The organism is Phocaeicola massiliensis B84634 = Timone 84634 = DSM 17679 = JCM 13223 (assembly GCF_000382445.1).
Taxonomy (GTDB): domain Bacteria; phylum Bacteroidota; class Bacteroidia; order Bacteroidales; family Bacteroidaceae; genus Phocaeicola; species Phocaeicola massiliensis.
Map to the genome: position 1 here is coordinate 342,441 of NZ_KB905474.1, position 16,752 is coordinate 359,192.

General features: G+C 46.2%; 18 protein-coding genes. 3 read left to right on the top strand and 15 right to left on the bottom strand.

All coding sequences use genetic code 11. From position 1 onward, the window contains the following. Nucleotides 1-78 precede the first annotated feature (78 nt). From HMPREF1534_RS02125 to HMPREF1534_RS02095, 7 genes are all read right to left on the bottom strand, one after another. Nucleotides 79-1,479, bottom strand: coding sequence for an OmpA family protein (locus tag HMPREF1534_RS02125; RefSeq protein ID WP_005680020.1), 1,401 nt, complete (start codon nucleotides 1,477-1,479; stop codon nucleotides 79-81). A 54-nt stretch (nucleotides 1,480-1,533) separates the two neighbouring features. Further along, nucleotides 1,534-2,991, bottom strand: a complete 1,458-nt coding sequence (mobV, locus tag HMPREF1534_RS02120) for a MobV family relaxase (protein WP_007482776.1) — start codon at nucleotides 2,989-2,991, stop codon at nucleotides 1,534-1,536. 217 nt (nucleotides 2,992-3,208) lie between these two features. Next, complete coding sequence (locus HMPREF1534_RS02115) at nucleotides 3,209-4,054, bottom strand: helix-turn-helix domain-containing protein (RefSeq protein ID WP_005680022.1); 846 nt, start codon at nucleotides 4,052-4,054, stop codon at nucleotides 3,209-3,211. Further along, the gene (locus tag HMPREF1534_RS02110) at nucleotides 4,044-4,634 is read right to left on the bottom strand and encodes a hypothetical protein (RefSeq protein WP_005680023.1); all 591 of its coding nucleotides are present in this window, start codon (nucleotides 4,632-4,634) and stop codon (nucleotides 4,044-4,046) included. The genes HMPREF1534_RS02115 and HMPREF1534_RS02110 overlap by 11 nt, the downstream gene beginning before the upstream one ends. Beyond that, nucleotides 4,625-5,026, bottom strand: coding sequence for a hypothetical protein (locus HMPREF1534_RS02105; protein ID WP_005680024.1), 402 nt, complete (start codon nucleotides 5,024-5,026; stop codon nucleotides 4,625-4,627). Before HMPREF1534_RS02105 ends, HMPREF1534_RS02110 begins: the two co-directional genes overlap by 10 nt. After that, nucleotides 5,023-5,469: a hypothetical protein gene (locus HMPREF1534_RS02100; RefSeq protein ID WP_005680025.1), complete on the bottom strand. Its 447-nt coding sequence runs from the start codon at nucleotides 5,467-5,469 to the stop codon at nucleotides 5,023-5,025. Before HMPREF1534_RS02100 ends, HMPREF1534_RS02105 begins: the two co-directional genes overlap by 4 nt. A 27-nt stretch (nucleotides 5,470-5,496) precedes the next feature. Next, nucleotides 5,497-6,546, bottom strand: coding sequence for a hypothetical protein (locus HMPREF1534_RS02095; protein ID WP_005944270.1), 1,050 nt, complete (start codon nucleotides 6,544-6,546; stop codon nucleotides 5,497-5,499). Between the two features lie 238 nt (nucleotides 6,547-6,784). Between HMPREF1534_RS02095 and HMPREF1534_RS02090 the strand changes: the two genes are divergently transcribed. Beyond that, nucleotides 6,785-7,396 (top strand): recombinase family protein, encoded by a 612-nt coding sequence (locus HMPREF1534_RS02090; RefSeq protein ID WP_005680028.1) that lies wholly within the window; start codon nucleotides 6,785-6,787, stop codon nucleotides 7,394-7,396. Between the two features lie 263 nt (nucleotides 7,397-7,659). After that, complete coding sequence (locus HMPREF1534_RS02085) at nucleotides 7,660-7,953, top strand: HU family DNA-binding protein (protein WP_255204174.1); 294 nt, start codon at nucleotides 7,660-7,662, stop codon at nucleotides 7,951-7,953. 87 nt (nucleotides 7,954-8,040) lie between these two features. Here the strand turns inward: HMPREF1534_RS02085 and HMPREF1534_RS02080 are convergent, their stop codons facing one another. The 5 genes from HMPREF1534_RS02080 to HMPREF1534_RS02060 all read right to left on the bottom strand — a co-directional run bounded on the left by HMPREF1534_RS02080 (nucleotide 8,041) and on the right by HMPREF1534_RS02060 (nucleotide 10,206). Next, nucleotides 8,041-8,421, bottom strand: coding sequence for a single-stranded DNA-binding protein (locus HMPREF1534_RS02080; RefSeq protein ID WP_005680031.1), 381 nt, complete (start codon nucleotides 8,419-8,421; stop codon nucleotides 8,041-8,043). A 683-nt stretch (nucleotides 8,422-9,104) separates the two neighbouring features. Next, nucleotides 9,105-9,362 (bottom strand): hypothetical protein, encoded by a 258-nt coding sequence (locus tag HMPREF1534_RS02075; RefSeq protein ID WP_005680032.1) that lies wholly within the window; start codon nucleotides 9,360-9,362, stop codon nucleotides 9,105-9,107. Then, on the bottom strand, nucleotides 9,346-9,705 hold the full coding sequence (locus HMPREF1534_RS02070) for a hypothetical protein (protein ID WP_005680034.1): 360 nt from the start codon (nucleotides 9,703-9,705) through the stop codon (nucleotides 9,346-9,348). Before HMPREF1534_RS02070 ends, HMPREF1534_RS02075 begins: the two co-directional genes overlap by 17 nt. A gap of 11 nt (nucleotides 9,706-9,716) precedes the next feature. Then, entirely contained in the window at nucleotides 9,717-9,893 is a 177-nt protein-coding gene (locus HMPREF1534_RS02065) for a hypothetical protein (protein ID WP_005680036.1), read from the bottom strand. Nucleotides 9,894-9,912: 19 nt separating this feature from the next. Beyond that, a complete protein-coding gene (locus HMPREF1534_RS02060; protein ID WP_005680037.1) occupies nucleotides 9,913-10,206 on the bottom strand; it encodes a hypothetical protein in 294 nt (97 codons plus the stop codon). Nucleotides 10,207-10,277: 71 nt separating this feature from the next. Between HMPREF1534_RS02060 and HMPREF1534_RS21080 the strand changes: the two genes are divergently transcribed. After that, complete coding sequence (locus HMPREF1534_RS21080) at nucleotides 10,278-10,406, top strand: hypothetical protein (protein ID WP_004301204.1); 129 nt, start codon at nucleotides 10,278-10,280, stop codon at nucleotides 10,404-10,406. 727 nt (nucleotides 10,407-11,133) lie between these two features. On the opposite strand, the gene HMPREF1534_RS02055 is transcribed toward HMPREF1534_RS21080, so the two are convergent. From HMPREF1534_RS02055 to tet, 3 genes are read right to left on the bottom strand one after another with little or no spacing between them, the layout of a single operon-like run. Further along, complete coding sequence (locus HMPREF1534_RS02055) at nucleotides 11,134-12,456, bottom strand: sigma-54-dependent transcriptional regulator (RefSeq protein WP_005944275.1); 1,323 nt, start codon at nucleotides 12,454-12,456, stop codon at nucleotides 11,134-11,136. Further along, complete coding sequence (locus HMPREF1534_RS02050) at nucleotides 12,449-14,767, bottom strand: hybrid sensor histidine kinase/response regulator (protein ID WP_005944277.1); 2,319 nt, start codon at nucleotides 14,765-14,767, stop codon at nucleotides 12,449-12,451. Before HMPREF1534_RS02050 ends, HMPREF1534_RS02055 begins: the two co-directional genes overlap by 8 nt. Beyond that, entirely contained in the window at nucleotides 14,767-16,692 is a 1,926-nt protein-coding gene (gene tet / locus HMPREF1534_RS02045; RefSeq protein WP_005944279.1) for a tetracycline resistance ribosomal protection protein, read from the bottom strand. Before tet ends, HMPREF1534_RS02050 begins: the two co-directional genes overlap by 1 nt. Nucleotides 16,693-16,752: the final 60 nt, after the last annotated feature.

The following is a 16,752-nucleotide window of genomic DNA, read 5'->3' on the forward strand; positions in this document are numbered from 1 at the left end:
TTATTACCCTCATTGATAACAAAAGTCCCTGCAATCCGAATTATAGATTGAGGGACTCGATGAAAGTGAATGTAAAAACTAAAAGAACAACTCTACTTTCGTATGCCTGTTGACTTCGACCGGTACATGGTCGGCTATGCCGCCTCTGCTTACCTTGACGATGCGTTCGATCGGTATGCCACGCTTTTTCAATTCTGCAACGATATAATCCGCTCTCGATGTACTTAATGAACCATTAAGCACAGGAGTTCCAGTCGAACTGTCGGCCGCACCGGTTACTCTCAAGGATAATCCGTATTTCTTGGCCACGCGAGCCAGTTCATCAAGGTTAAGCATTTGGGAAGCATCCGTCAGGTGCGCCGTATTGAGGTTAAAAAAGAAATAGACAGGCGACCCGATGCAATTCCCGGCTTGTATGAGTTCCGTCCTTTCAGAGACGATTATGCCCGGTTTCTCGGCATCATCTCCGTTGTTGCCATATCCAATACTTGCAGAATCAAGCGGCGAGATTCCATCCCAATGCCGGTTTTTCAATCTTGCCCGTAGTGAGTTCAATCCGCTGTAATTATTTCTGGGATAACCTTGACGGCGGTCGGTCTCATCGTCATTAACCAGATGACCGTACTTGTCAAGCAATCCTTCTATTTCCAGAATTTTCTTCAATTCTGCGACCGTCCGTCGGTTGCGGTCGTACCAGTCTTTATAACGCTTGTTTTCTCCGGATAAGATATTGGCATGATCCACGAGCCACTCATTCTGACGAATGTAAGATGTCGCATCAACCGCGCGTTTCCAACCGACCTTTCCGAGATGAAACGTGAAACCGGCGGTCAGCGATACCATGTGGTCGCCGAGGCGGTTCGGGCGTCCGTAACCATCGAAGTCCTGAAAGGTGGTCGTGCCGGAGAGTTCCAACATGGCACTTACTCGTTTGGAAATCCGATATTCTCCCTGTACGCCATACGAAACAGTAAAGGGATTATTCCCGTTAGAGGCATTGTGCAACAGGCCGACACCGGCAAAGGGAGCAAGATTCCAGCGTACCTGTTCTTGCCGGGCATATCTGCAGCCAAGGACATTCCACAGCAGATCCGCATGGATATGGTGGTAGTCCTGATTGGACAATGTTCCATCTTTGAACTGCACACCGCTGTAATTGATACGTGCGCCGACGGACGGAGTGAACCATTTTCCGACTGCGAAACTGTACGAGGGTTTCAAGCGTCCGAAGAGGTCTTCGCAGCCGAGAGGTGTGCCGAGAAAGGCGGACGTACCCCCGGCAATACTGACAAACCAGTTGCCAGTCAGGGATGCCGGAAGTACCACTCCGTCAAGATAGACGGGCTGTATCGGTTGCAGTTCCTCCGAGACATTATAGTACGGTGTATGTTGTACAGTATCCACCTGTACGGGTTGTATACTTGCCTGTGCCTGCAACGTGCAAAGCACGGCCAATATAAAAAAGATTTGTTTCGTCATATTCCAATGATATTATTCGTTATACTTTTTGATTTGTCATGAGACGTATGCCACTTACCGTTTGGGTTTCTTGCCAATGGCCGGACGCATCATGCGGCTCGCCATCCTCATGCTGCGGAGTGCCCATGCACGGTTGTCCTCGTCCTCATCGCGCCCCCATTTCAGGTCGCTGCCGCCACCTCCGCCGCCACGAGTTTCGGCAAAAGTGGTGGCATCATCGACCATACCGAGAAACAGCATCGTCGCGCAGTGCATCACGTCTGTACCTTGTTCCGCTATGGACTGGACGAGCGAGCCGTCGAACAGTTGCCGTTCCGCCACGTCCATCTGTGCCGATACGTTCCTATACTCGCCGACCACATTTTCCAGCAGGACATCCTTGAGCAACGTGTCCACTTTGGAATGTATATCATGGGAGTATTTGTAGGCTTCCTCCTTGAGTTCCCCGGTACGTTCCTCAATGGCATCCATGTTCTCTTTCAGCTCGGCAAGCTGCCGGTCAGCCGTCTGTAACTTCTCCTGCTTGTCTGCCAGTTGCCTGTTGATGCCTGCCAGCTCTTTCTCCAGACTTTTAACTTGTGCGGCTAATTGTTCCGCATCGCCCTTGTTCGCTTTCAAATCCTGTTCGGCTGCCGATAGCAGAGCCTCTTTTTCGGCTTTCGACTTCTCAAGGTTATCGACCATTGTCGTAAGCCCCTTGACCCTGCGCTCTGCCAGACGGATGTCCGATTGAAGGGTTGCCAGCACCTTTTGGTGGCGGTCTATATTTTCCTCGATGGTCGTACATTCTTCCGATAGCATACGGCGGTATTCTTCGGTAGTCCTGTGCCGTGCGCCTGTTTCGGATATGCTTGTTCCTCTCGACATTCCCCACCTTGTATTGACTTCGGCGAAAAAGTCGGTATGAAGCTGTTTCATCCTTGCGCTGTATTCAAACTTGTCCTTTCCGGCGAATATTTCCTTGTACGCAAAGCGGCCGTCTTTGATTGGCAACAAAGTACAATGCACATGAGGGTTCAATTCGTCAAGGTGTACGATGAATGCGGCGATGTTCTGCTCGCCATATTTGCCACTCACGAATGAATAGACGTCTTTCGCCCAGCGTTCAATATCGCTCATTCTTTTGATACGGGTATTGTTCGCACCTTCATCAAAATCCACGTTCTGCGTGCCGAACGCGAGTTCGTGCATCCGCTTACGGGAACCGCCGAAAATGAAGTTCACCACCGTGCGGTACTTCGGTTCTGCCAGTCCTTCGTTGGGGTCTTTGATTCCACGCCTCTCCAATATGTCCGCCATCCGTTCGGGAATGTTGCGGCTCGTGTCAATGGGACGTACCTTGCCTCCGGGCGCAATCTCGAAGTTCAGGTGTTTGCGTGTGGGGTCGTAATTCCCCTTATTCATAGCGTACTTTTCCGCCCTTTCACTGCGGTCACGCAAATGTTCGTTGCTTTGGGCTGCGGTGATGCCTTTCGACACCTGCATATCAAGTACCTGTTTTTGATCTGCCATACTCTTTTCGTGTTGTTTGGACAATCCGTCCTGTCCCAGCTTGCTGCTTGCCCGGACAGCCTACCGACGGTCGGAGACCTATCGGGGTATTAGGCTCCCCCTTCCCTTTGTTTCGTGGCAGACGGGCAAGCCCGTGTGCCTCCTATAACCGGCAGGATAACCGTTAAGGGATGGAGGTGGATTGTTCGCGTTATACAATCTGTTTTCGACTCCCGGTTCAATCCACCATCGCCTGTGCCTTTGCCAGAAGCGATAAAAAAGGTTTGCGAAGCGATTTGAGGCGTTCTTGGTCTTCGTCCATGTCGAAGTCCGTCACTGATGCCTCGGTGTCGAGAATCAGCCCGGCGAGGTCTTTGGCGGACTCGATGAAAGCAGCCCATTCTTCACCGAGGTCAAACCGGAAGAAATCCACAAGCGGCGAACTGTCATCGAATCTCGACTTGTGCAGGATTTTTTGCAGGGCGGCGTGGGCGATGCAGCACAAGGCTGTTTCACGATGTTCCGTGACCAAAGTGCCGGAATGTGCGGAGGTCGTGTTGGAATGGGTGTCCAAACAGAGTCCGGTGTCACGGTCGGCAATTTCAGTCTTTGCCAGACTTACGAGTTGTCCACATATTACGCCAGTTTCGGCAGCGGTCGTTTTGCCGATTACCCAATCGGACAATACCTCACGGAGCTGTCTGGCAAAGTCCGGCTGCTCCTGTGCATTGCGGGGCTGTGCTGCCTGACCGGATTGTACGGTCATGGTAATGACCACGCTTTTGGGAAGCTGGATGCGGGTCAGCAAACCGAATGCCTCCATTGCACTCAAAAAAGAACGGACGGTAGCCCTGTGCCAATGCCACTCCGATGCGAGGTCGGAAACGGTCAGGTGGCACTGGTTGGGTTGCAGCACGTAGGCCTTCTTTCTTAAAAACGGAGAAACGAAACCTGCCAGTGATTTGTCCAACAGGTCACAGTACGCTTCGGTGCGTGTTTTGCGTTCATCCCCTTTCTCCTTGAGATATTCGAATACCTCCCTGTCTGCCAATATGGAAACAGGTATCTTTTGGTTATTTTTCATTTTCATTCGGTTTTAATGATTCATATTGTGCGGATATATCAGTGTTGCCGCTGTCCGCTTCATGCGGCAGATTTGCGTGATGATTCTCGTGATAGGATTCTGACAACATTCCGGGATGCTTTGCCCATCCGGAAAGTGTGTCCGTATCCTTGCATTCGGACATGACCCGAACGGAGGGATAGAACAGGGCTGCCAGAAGAAGATAGGCAATGGTTATCGCCAAGGTGTACAGATGCGGCACAAAGCCGATGACCAGTGCGCCCGATGCGAGTGTGACAAATGCACGGGGGCGGTCAAGCAACCTGCGTAACCAGTTGTCCGTCCGTCGGAACGAAAACATTGCGGCACAGACACCGGTAGAGAGTAGGATTCCAAACTCACCCATATGTCCACAGGCATATACATAATGGAAAAGAAGCAGGCATATCAGCCATACTTGCACATACAGTTTACGGGCGTTGCCGCTTCGTGCCATTGCCATGTAAAAGGGTGTCATGAACCGCTTGTTGTTCTTGTACAATGACATTGATACCCCGAAAGGTATCGCGCAGAAAATGAGTAGCAGGATATTCAGTAACATAAGTAATAGGGCTTTTCGGGTATGGGAGTGGGACGCACAATGAGTTCCAACTGGACAATACCGTATGTCGCCAGCCGGATAAGGGTTTCGGCATCCTTGGGCGAAAAGTACATGGCCGCTTTCTTGATGCGCTGCTTGAATGTAATGTCTTGCTTTCGGTAGATGGCCAAAGCCTTGTCCAGTTCGTGTTCGGGAATAGTCCATGTCGTACCCTCGGCGTGTATGCCGTTCGTCTTGAAGGCACGCAGTACCAATGTACGGGAAACGAGGTAGTCGGTGCGGTCGGTTCTTGAGATGATATGCTCCTTGTAGAGATTGTCATCGGCAACCTCTATCCACGTCCGGTAGGCATTGATGCAATAGACCATCTGTCGGTATAAGGTGTTTCTCATATAAAATTCATCAGCACGTCGGACTTGTCTTTCTTGTATTTCAGGAACCCGCTTTTGGAGTGTAGTTCCAAGTCGAGGCATAAGTCCCCGTACATCTGCTCCAAAGAATCATAGATGGTGACAAGGATGCTGTTTACATTGCCCTCCGTATCCGTCTTGGCGTTCATCTTGAACATCTGTCCGAAAGCGGGATTCGAGTATGCACAAGTGCTGTGACCGAATTTTTCCGTCCGCATCGGAATATGGTGGTAGAGCGTGATCAACTCCATGTCGTCCTCGAACATATCCATTACTTCGTCCAGTTCGTAAGGGGTGCGCAACGGAAACGTAAGCAGCACATAGTCGCCGTAGAACTGCGGTTCTTCCATCGTCGTCACATCGAGCAACTGCGGAAGTTGCAGGGGGACGAATGCCATGAAGTCATTATAAAAATGTCGTAACATATTCATATCTTTTTCTGTTGTTATATTTTACAGCGTGTGTATGAATGCCTCCATCAGCATTCCGGGCAGCTCGTCCAAGCGGTTGTCTCCGGGGTGCAGCATCCTGCCCAACTCCCTGAAAGCGTCGGGTGTCTGCGAGGCAAGCATATCGAGTTGCTCTCTTTCTTCGGCTGAAAGCAACGCCAGGCAGAAACCGTCCAACGACGAATAAGGCTGGAGAAGCATCCAGATGTAGGCTTGTGCCTGTGCCGGTGTCTTGACTTTTTTATTGCAGATGTCGTCGATACAGGTTCGGATATTCTGAATCAGCCTGCGGTTGGTGCGCATGGCCAGATAAATCATGGCATTGCGATAGGTGATGTCGTTCCGTTCGGCGGCAAGGAATATCTGTGCACAGCATCGTTCCGTGTCATGAGTGATGTCGGAAAGATTCTCGCCGTCGAAATCAGGCAGACGTGAAAGGAATGCCCGGTACACGGCATCCTCCTTTTCGATAAAGGTCGTCAGGTCTGCCATACAATGAATACCGTAATCAATCGTTTCAGCAAGGGTAGTTCGATAAGTGGCAAGAATGTGTTGTCGGTTTCTCTGACTGACGGGCCGGTTATCCAATGAGGCAAAGAACGGTCGGATTGTTTCAGCCGCACGATGCAACTCTTTGTCTTCAAGATGCGGTGAGATTTGTTCTTTTACCCACAGTATATCCTTATAAGTGCGTGTTTGAGACAGCACCATCCGTGAAAATTCCATGCGGATGGAATCATGTATCTGTTCACACTCTTCTCTTACAGTGGAATGAAGCCGGCCAAGCGTATCACATTCGAGATGCAGGAATACGGAATCCCTCAATGTTTGCCATTGCTTGAGGTGTCCGGCCAATTCTTTAATGGAGAGTTTTTTCTGCCTGCGTATGTCGGACAGGTATTCCCTGTATGTTCCGGCAGGGTCATTCTTGGCTTTCGCCAATCGTTTGCCATTGCCGTTGTCGCATGACGCGCATAGGAATATGGCAATCGAAACGGCAATTATTTTGGCAAAGATTATCGGCTGTTTTAAGTTCGATTTTAATTTTTTCATACTATATCATTTCGTACTATTTAGTGCAAAACTATATATTATTTTTGATACTTCGCATCCGAAAAACCGTATTTTGTGCATTTTTTAATATCGTACTTAATAGTATGATTACCAATGAAAACAAGTGAAGATAAAACACGTGGAAATGTACGATTTTCGTTTTTTAATATAGTATGATTCATATACTCGAATAAAACTTGTATATTTGCACTTGTTATCATGAATATTGTATATTGATATGGCAAAAGTCGGTTATATATTCGAGGCTAATTCCTACGATGCGTTTGATGCGGATAAGGAATGGATGCGCCAATATGGGTGTGTACAGGTGGTTGAAGAATCGGTCGGACACGAGACGCTTAGGCCGAGATGGAAACAACTGATGTCGAATCTTGAAAGAGGAGACGAATTGGTGATGTCAAAATTCAGCAATGCCGTTCGTGGTTTACGGGAACTATCGGCATTGATTGAGCTATGCCGCATCAAGGTCGTGCGTATTATCTCCATTCACGATAAAATTGACACCGACAACAAATTGTTTCCGGACACGACACCGGCGGAAGTATTGGCCATGTTCGGGGCATTACCGGAGGAAGTGGCTGTTTTGCGGAAGTCGTCGGATAAAATTATACGCCTGCAGCAGAGTATCAGTATTCCGATTTCCAAAAAAAGTATGAGTAAAACTGAACGGGACAAAAAAATCGTGGATATGTATAACAATGGGTATTCAATCCGTGATATTTGGAAAGAAAGCGGTGTCCAAAGTAAAAGCACCGTGTACAGCATTCTCAATAAATACAAGGTTCAGCTTAACCGAACACCGGGACGAGTGCCGGGCATCCGGAAATAGAACTTATAAATCAATATGGATATTGAAAATCAATAGATTGCTTGCGTAATTCATCGTTTTTTCGTATCTTTAAGTTGGATATAACTATATAAAAACAAGACCTATGGGAGATATTATAATTTTATTGCTGGTGTTCTTGGTAGTGGGCAGGCTTTTGAGGGGCGTGTTCGGAGGATTCAGCAAAAGCAGTTTTCGGGATGACAAATAACTCCGGATTGTTGTAACTGGCAGATATTTGTTAATTTTGCACCGTATTCATAAAAATCAAGAACAATATGACAAAAGCGGAAATTGTCGCTCAGATCTCACGGCAGAGCGGAATAGAGAAAACGGTGGTGATGACTGTGATAGAATCATTCATGGAAAATGTAAAAGAGTCGATGGTTGCGGGAAACGAGGTGTTCTTGCGCGGGTTCGGTAGCTTTATCATCAAACGGAGAGCTGAAAAGACGGCCCGGAACATTTCGAAGAATACGACAATTAAAATTCCCGCTCACAATATCCCTGCATTCAAACCTGCCAAAGCATTTCTGAATGCGGTAAAAGAGAACAAGTAGAGTATAAAAGTACAGATGGTGCAACAACACCGTAATGAGTAAAACAAAAGCGACCCGAAGGCCGCTTTTGTCGTGATAAGGCAAGGATTATTTCTTGCCTTTTTTCGCTGGTTTGGCCGGCTTTTCAGGAGTTTCCTCCTTCTCGACGGGCGGATAGAACTTGACGGCGACCATCACGATACGGTTGTGTTTCACACCGCTTTGGTCGCTCCATTCTTCGGGCTTGAAATACCCCTCGACGGTCAGCATCGTACCCTTGGTCAGTTGGTCGAACGACCCGGTGTTCTCGTTTTTACGCCACGCCTCAAAATTCATAAAGGCGGAAACGCGTTTGGATTCCTCGCCATTATTCTCCAATCGGCTTACTGCCAGAGGGAAACGTGCTACACTTGCGTTGGTGAACTGACGGATTTCTGCATCCTTTCCTACGAAACCGGTTACTACGAAATTGTTTTCAATCTTTTTCATAATGAATTGTTTTTAGAAGTTATTAAATCAATTTTACGCTGCCTCAAAAAGTAGGTGCAGTTAAGGGGATGCACCAAGGCCGGACGCATCAATACTCTTTATTTTTGTCCGTAGGCAAAACCGGAAGGCTCGATAAAGGAAGATTGTACGGCTGCGCCATTGGTCAAGACTTCCAAAGTCGTTCCCGTCTGCATACTATCTTTGCATCGGAAAATGATGATGACTTCGGCGGAAAACTATTCTGAAAATGAGCGGAAAACCGTAGTTGCAGGGGAAGTGAAAGTGCAATCCGTCCACCGGCACAATGGTGCGCGTTTCGGCTGTAAGTCCGCAGAATCGGCAGGTATTTTCGTGTAATTCGGTCGGACTGAATTGAGGTGGCTACAAACAGAACACTGAACTGACAACAGGTTGCGGTACCGCAGAAGGGAATATCAACGAAGTGGCGACAAAAGGCGGAACGGGATATCGGGGTACTGCCATGTTCCCGTCCGGCAGAAAGAAAAGGGGACAAAAGGGAAAAAGGAAAGAACCCTGCTTTTCGGAAAAGCGGACGGAGCTTTTCACGAATGGCTGTTTTTTACAAAAGGATATGGCGCAGCCAAAAGAGAGAGATAGATGTAAAAAAGGGAATGCGGCGTGGCAGGAATGGAAGATTATCCCGTTCCTGCCTGCCTGTATCATCAAAATTCTGCCATGATTACCCGATGCTCGAAAATCTTTTTTTGATTACTGGGACGTCTTTGGCAAACCCATAGGTGATGCTTGCCATAGCCGAAGACGAAATAATCATCAAGGCGTGTTTTTTCTTGTAGGCGTTCCATGCCGGTACGCAGTTCCGCTTCATCGGTTGAGAAAAGAATCGTGTTGATGATACGGAAGTAGAGTTCTGTTACCTCGTCACAATAAGGACAAAAGCTATGCTCAATCGTTGCTTTCATGTTTCTTTGATTTTAATTCTACTTCTACTATGTCTTCTATTCGACCATACAGGACAGAGCGCAACGCTGTTTTGTCAATGGCGTAATACTCGGCGATATGTCCGTGCTGTTTTACGAAATATCGTTTGAGAACATCGGAGAAATCAAAGAAGTAGCCCATCAATGCGATACCTCTTTTGAAATGGATGCACTCTTTCACGTTTCGGGTAATCCAGTTCTTGTCTTCACGGCTCAACTTGTCTCCGTTATCAAGTTGTTCCCGTAACTGGTAAACCCTGCTGTCTTTCAGCTTCTCTAATTCGGGTACGTCCCATTGGACGAATTTCATTGCTATCTGCTGCATCGCTCTTGTATTTAATCGTAAATAATCACTTCATCACGATACTCGACCACCTCTTTGCCACTACTAAGACGCACCACTATTTTATTGCCGAAGTCGCCGACAACTGTTCCCTCAGAGTAGCCTTTATAGGGGGTAAGCAAGGTGCAGTGCGCACCTATAATTTCGCTATTTTCTTCGTATTCGTACATAAGTCATGTCATTTTACGGTTACAACTTGATATCCCATTTCCCCTGTGAGAAGATTCTGAAGCTCACGTATTCGTCTGTAAATTCGTAGGACAGAATTTTGATATAAGTTTTGTCTTTGGCTTCCAACGAAGCTATCAGTCTGTCGATTTCTTCTTCCGGATAAACCCAACGAGAGGTAAACTCCGCATCCACGCTATCGCTGTGTCTATTGACAAAGCCGTCGAAAGTGTCATCCAAGAATGCCTCTATCTTGTCGAGGTCTGCTTTGTTTTCCGTCCTTGCGTAGAAAATGTTTGTTGCATAGTTTGCCATAATCCTAAGTTTTAAGTTTTTTATTTTCCCTCTTTTAGCATTTCAGCTACTTTCGGGCTTGATTGAAAATTATGTCGCCTCAAAAGGTGTTATGGCTCTTTATGCAGGGTTTCACGACCAAATACGACCTCTGCAAAGCGGAGCGTGGAGATTTTGTCGGGAACCGTCAGGCTGTGACCTTGAATACAAGAAAGACATGACAAGTACCTTTGCGACACAATTCTCATCAGGCAGACCGAAAGTTGGGATGCGAGGATAGAATGCCTATGGCAGAAGTTACGATAAAAGGAACTTCCGTAAAATTGGGATGCAGCGAAAAAAGAAAATATCGGTGCGATTATCTTCTCTTTTGACTGTGAATATAAAAGTAAGGGGGAGAACTTCGGTAAAGGTTTAGTTTAGTCTATTAGCTTATATATATGCTAAACTAAAGTAAACTAAATATAGGCAGATATATTGGACTGCCTGTATAGGTGTTTTGAGGGAAATGGTTACCTTTGCAAAAAACAATGTTCCTTGAAAGAAACAGAGATTTGTCCTTTTTTCTTTTGGCTGTAGTTATTCATCCATAGATGACTGCAACAATCACTCTTGGCGAGAGGATGAAAATCGTGTGAAAAGACTTGGAAAAATACTCAAAGTACGAACAAGTGAAGAGAAAGAAAGGTAGTGCAAACAAAAAAACAAGAAAATAAGATAATTCGTGTTTCTGTTCCTAATTTGTTTCTTGATAAAAACACATCACAATATAAACTATTAATTTACAAGATATTATGATGTGAAATTTTGAGATATAACTAAATTTACCAGATTTTCGCTCGAAACGCCTTGCGGTCTTATGTTATATATAGGCGGCAAAAGGCTCTGCCAGTCGCCGTTACCTTCTAATATGTCATGCAAAGATAGCCATTTTCAGCGAATTGCGGGCTATGGTTGCTCAAATTTATACTTCAATCCATATTCTTCCAGTTTATTATAGAGTGTTGTCCTGCCTATTCCAAGCAATTCGGCAGCGACCTTCCGGTTCCCGTCAGCCTGCTTCAAAGCACGCAGAATCCGCTCTTTATCTTCCTCATCGTTGCGTAGGGAGAAGCCGGTAATAGAGGTTGTTTCGGTTATCCCAAGTTCCAGATGCTCTTTCGTGACAAGTCCCGTCTGTGCCTGCAACACCGCGCCCATGATTTTCTGCCGAAGCTCGCGCACGTTGCCCGGCCATGAATGGGTCAGCAACGCTTTCCGTGCTTCGGAGCTGAATCCGCTAACCTTGCACTCCAATTCATTATTGGCAATCTCGCGGAAAAACTCTGCCAGCGGCATGATGTCTTCCTGACAATCACGCAGCGGCGGAACGGTTATATCGAAGTCGTGCAGACGGTACAGCAAGTCCTGCCGGAAACGCTTTTCATTGACCGCCTTTTCCAGATTCTCGTTGGTGGCAGCGATAATACGGACATTGAAACTTCTATCCGTCCTGTCACCAACGGGGCGGTATCGCCGCTCCTGTATGGCACGCAGAAGCATCTGTTGGGTTTCCGGTGCGAGGTTGCCCACTTCGTCCAAAAACAGCGTGCCGCCTTCGGCTTCATGGAAATATCCTTTCTTGGCACTGTCCGCACCGGTGAATGCGCCTTTGACGTGTCCGAAAAATGCCGATGGAGCAAGCTCTTTGTTTAACGATCCGCAGTCCACAGCCACGAACGGCTTGCCGGAACGTTTGCTTTTATCATGCAGATGGTGGGCGATATGCTCCTTGCCCGTGCCGTTCTCTCCGAATATCAGTACGCTCATGTCGGTTGGTGCTACCAGCCTTATCCGGTGCATGATTTTCCGGAAGGCGGAACCGTCACGGGCAAACACGGGCATACGGCTCCGCCCGATATTCCGCTCTTTCAGTATGGTACGGAGAAGAGGCACGAGTTTGTCCTCCACGAGTTGTTTGGGTATGTAGTCCAGCGAGCCGAGTTTCATACTTTCAACCGCCGTATGCACTTCGGCATAGTCGGTCATGATGATGAACGGCTGCGTCATACCCTCTTTGCGCATCCAACGCAACAGGTCGATACCATTGCCGTCAGGTAGGCGCAGGTCTGAAACCACGATGTCCCCGTCAGCGGCTTGTTGCAGAAGTTTCCTCGCTGTCGAGAGGTGGAAAGCCTGCACGGTACGGAATCCCTCACGTGCCAGCAGGTTACAGACAAACTCGCAATACACGATGTTGTCCTCCACCACGATGATTTTTATCTTATCCATTGTTGTATTTCTTCCTTTCTTCTTTTGCCAGCCGGATTATCTCCGAACCCTTATCCAGCACAGCTCTTACGGCATTGCCTATTGCTTTGTCGTCAGGTGTGCCATTGTGATGAATCAGTTTATAAAGTTCCCTCAACGGTCTGTCGGCACGGAGTATCTCCCAAGAGCTGCGCAGGTGGTGTGTTAGGGCGTCCAGTTCCGGAAGGTCTTTCCGTTGTTCCGCATACCTGAGCGACTGCATTTCCTTTTCTGTTTCCGTTATCAATTTCTCCAGCATGACGGCTTCATTGCCGTAGGATAGCAGGGAGGTGAAACCCGGCTTTTCATTTTGTGCCGCATTCATGGCGCATTTATTTGAAATCTCCATCAGTTCAGATATGGAGAACGGCTTGAACAGGCATTCTGTGAATCCATGTTCTATAAGTTCCTCTTTGCCGCAACTGCCCGAAGCGGTTGTCACGATTACCGGGATATCCCTTGAATTGCCAACGTTGGAAGTGCGCAACAGTTCCAGCAACTCGAAACCGTTTATATCCGGCATATTCAGATCCGTCAGAAGAAGGCTGTATTCCTTTTTTCGTATCAGTTCCATCAGCTCCGCAGCATTGGTGCAGGTATCGCAGTGTATCCCTTCCTGTGCATACATTTCTTTCAGCATCAGGAGCAGCACTTCGTCATTGTCGATGGCAACCACATCGTGGAATGTATGGTTATGATGAACCTGTGTTTGATTTATCCGTTCCGGTAGTTCCTCGGCTGTCTGCATGGGGATTTCCACCGTGAAACGGCTACCTTTGCCTTTATCGCTCTCCAGACGGATTGTGCCGCCGAGCATTGTCACAATACGCTGAACAATGGAAAGACCTAATCCGAAGCCATCCTTTGCGGCAGCGTTTGACAGACGTTCAAACGCCCCGAATACCCGTTGCTGTTCCTCTTCGGTCATACCTGTACCCGTATCTTCGACGATAAGTTTCAGCAGACCGTTATCATAATCTGCCCGCAAAGAAACACTGCCGTTCTCCGTGAACTTGATAGCGTTGGACAGCAGGTTGTTCCCGATTTGCAAGATGCGTTCCTTATCTGTACATACAAAGGCATCCTTGTGGCAATGTATTGTCAGAGTCAGTCCTTTGTTTATGGCGATTGGCATAAACTCCGTTTCGAGCGTATGTGTGATTGCGGAAATCCTACATGCGGAGAAATTAGGCTGTTCCTTGCCGTTGTCCAGCCGGAAAAAATTCAGCAGGGTGTTCAGCATTTCACGCATGCGGTCAGAAGATTCCTGAATGTTTCGGATATACGTCCCGGTTTTATCCGTATTGCAGTCTTTCCGCATCAGTCCGGCATAACCCGTTATTGCCGTCAGTGGTGTACGTAATTCATGGGTAATGGTATGAACGGCTTTCTTGCGAGAGGCTATCAGTGCCTCGTTTCGCTTTGCCATTTGTTGCAGTCGCTCAATTAAATCTGCGGTTTCCTGTTTATATCGCTTGATGCGGTTGGCATTTCGGTGTATGATGATATATGATATGACCAGTAGCAGTATAACGAACCCTGTCAAGCCCCCAATCTGAATGAACGACCGTTCCCGCATGGCTGTTATCTCGGCTTCCCGCTTTTGTAGGTCAGTTTGTACTTTCCCGTCTATTTGAACAACCAGTCCTTGCAGTTGCCTGTTAAGTTCCGCATTTCGTGCGGCAAGGCTATCGGCATGAACCGATAAGCGACGGCTTTGCGCCTGTTGTTCGGTTCTCATATTCCGGTTAAAGGAACGGTGCATCGTGGTAGTCACAGTTGGTTTCGCTTCTTCCTTTTTGCCGAAGATGCCCAAGAATCCTTTTCGTTTAGGTTTCTTGGGTTGTTCTTGCACACTTTTCTGCGCGATTACGGGTACTTGACGGGGTATCTTATCGTTGATGGCTTGTTGCTGTTCAAGTATCTGCACGATTTGGCACATCTGCCGTTCCTTATCTTCGAGAAGATGGCGTACGCTGTCTATACGCTCTGCCGGATAGGTAGCTTTGAAACGGCAGAGCATACTGTCCATTGCCATACGCTGTGCATGGTAATGTTCGATATCTTTATCGTTCCATTCCAGTATTGTTTCACCAAATAGAGAGAATTTTATCATTTGAATATTGATATTGTTTATCTCTTTTCGGAACTCGTCTATTTTTTTATTGTCAAGTTCTAATGCTTCTATCTCCTGCCATTCATAGAAGCTATTATATGCTATACATCCGATAAGAACGGAGATAAGTATATACCCCAACCGTATTGTCTTATAGAAATTCCTGGATCGTTCCATTATTTTGATGATACTGATTTTTCAAACATGAATAAAAGTTTATCCTTTTCTTCCATACGGGTATTATCAGAATAACCGCCTTTTGTTATTTGATACCCACACGGCTTAACCATAAAAGTGCCTAAGCCTTTAGTGTATGAACTTACTTCTGAGGCATAGTCTTTACTTGTATTTAATGGAACTTTCCCTTCAATAAGACACCACTCATTATTACAACTGATACCTTTAATCTCAGACATCATTTTTTGCAGATCTGTAATAGCTTTGGAACTTGCTACTTGTGGTATCTGTAACTCAAAATAGAGCATCGGTTCGAGAATATCCACTCCTGATTGTTGCAAAGCCAACCTGAAGACATAAGGAGACAATTGTCTAAAATCGGCAGGGGTACTTATCGGACTATAATAAAGGGCATAAGTAAAGGTTACTTTCAAATCCGTCACTTCCCATCCATGCAATCCCGATTGGCAAGACATACGGATTCCTTCAAAAACGGCATTTTGAAAAGAATGGTTCAGATAACCAAAGGAGATTTCACTTTCGATTTGCAACCCTGACCCTATCGGTAAAGGTTCAAGAGTCAGTCCTATGGAGGCCCAGTAAGGGTTGGGAGGGACTTCGATATGGATAATCTTATTCACCTTCTTTTTAGGTCGTTCTTTGTAGATAGTCTTGATTTCATCAAAATGGGGCTTTACGGAGAATCGTTCTTCCAGCAATGTTTGTATGATTTCTTTTTGGGTTAAACCATATAACGAGATTTCCAATTCATCACTATATGAATTTATGGAAAAGGACAGAGACGGGTCTTCAATAAACAATACATTTAGAGCGGATATCAACTTGCTTCTCTCTTCGGGCTTGTCTGGTCGGACAGAAGATTTGAGGGCGGGATGCTGATGAGATAATCCTTGAATCAGACAAGGTTTAACACCTAAATAATCTCCGATTCTTAATTCTTCTATATCTTCTATAATTGCGATATCATTAGCAACCACTTCATCAACATTTATCTCTTTGCCCTGATAAATGGTTTTTAGATTTTTAATCTTGATGAATTTTTCAGAATCATTGACTTTTATAACGGTTCGAAGTCTCAGCCTTCCGTCAATAATTTTTAGAAAACTTCTTTTATGCCCTTTGGGGTCATGTTCTATTTTATAAAGATAAGCTGAAAGTCTATTGGGGACTGATGCCGGAGGAAATATAAAAGAAATGATGGCGTCTAACAACTCATTGATGCCAATATTGCACATTGCTGATCCATGCAAGACCGGATAGGCTTTGGCTTTTGCCACAAGAGCGATTATCGCATTCCAATAATCTGCCGGTAAGATTTCTTTATCCGCCAAATATAGTTCTAATATATCGTCGTCATGGTTGCATACAAATTCTTTGTGTTCTGCCCTTATATCTGTTGGGGTGCAAATCGGGTAAACGACTCCATCGACAACCGTTTGCATAAACAAGACGTCTTGCGACAGATTTGTTTTTATGTCCAGATATAAACGCTCAAGATTTACGCCGGCACGATCAATCTTATTGATAAATATAATTGTCGGGATTTGCAGTTTTTGCAAAGTCTTGAACAGCAACTTTGTTTGTGCTTGTATGCCTTCCTTTGCCGATAATATGAGGACTGCACCATCAAGCATTTTGAATGTCCGCTCCACCTCTGCAATAAAATCCATGTGTCCCGGAGTGTCAATGATATTGCATTTCACACCATTCCAAACAATAGATGTCGTAGAAGCCCGAATAGTAATTCCTCTACGTTTTTCTATATCCATAGAGTCTGTTATGGTGTCACCTTTATCAACACTGCCGCGCTTTTCCGTTGCTCCGCAGGCAAATAGCAGATTTTCGGTTACGGAAGTTTTTCCTGCATCAATGTGAGCAAGAATTCCTAAATTTATAATGTTCATTTGATTAAGCAATAATATACTACAATAGATGCATTGCCGAAACGCACCTTTTAATACCTC